Genomic DNA, 258 nt, shown 5'->3' with positions numbered 1-258 from the left:
TCCCCTAGGGGACGCCACTTACTTTGGTAGGTAACTCGGTTAGCAAGAGGATAAACAGCTAAATAAAGTCCTAGTGACACAGAAAACTTTCTGTTTTTGATAGGGCCATTCGCCTCGCAGGCTCGGTCTCATCTAACACAGAAATAGCAAATCGATGATTTGCAAAACAATTTCTGCGTCCCCTTCGTCTAGAGGCCTAGGACACCGCCCTTTCACGGCGGTAACAGGGGTTCGAATCCCCTAGGGGACGCCACTTAC

1 tRNA gene is annotated in these 258 nt (G+C 49.2%); it reads left to right on the top strand.

The window, feature by feature from the left end:
* Nucleotides 1–177: 177 nt before the first annotated feature.
* Nucleotides 178–253 (top strand) — tRNA-Glu (locus tag EXT48_RS23600).
* Nucleotides 254–258 lie beyond the last annotated feature (5 nt).

The sequence above is a fragment of the Pseudoalteromonas sp. CO348 genome, from assembly GCF_004208845.1.
Lineage (GTDB): Bacteria > Pseudomonadota > Gammaproteobacteria > Enterobacterales > Alteromonadaceae > Pseudoalteromonas > Pseudoalteromonas maricaloris.
This window is presented reverse-complemented; position numbering and strand designations above follow the sequence as displayed.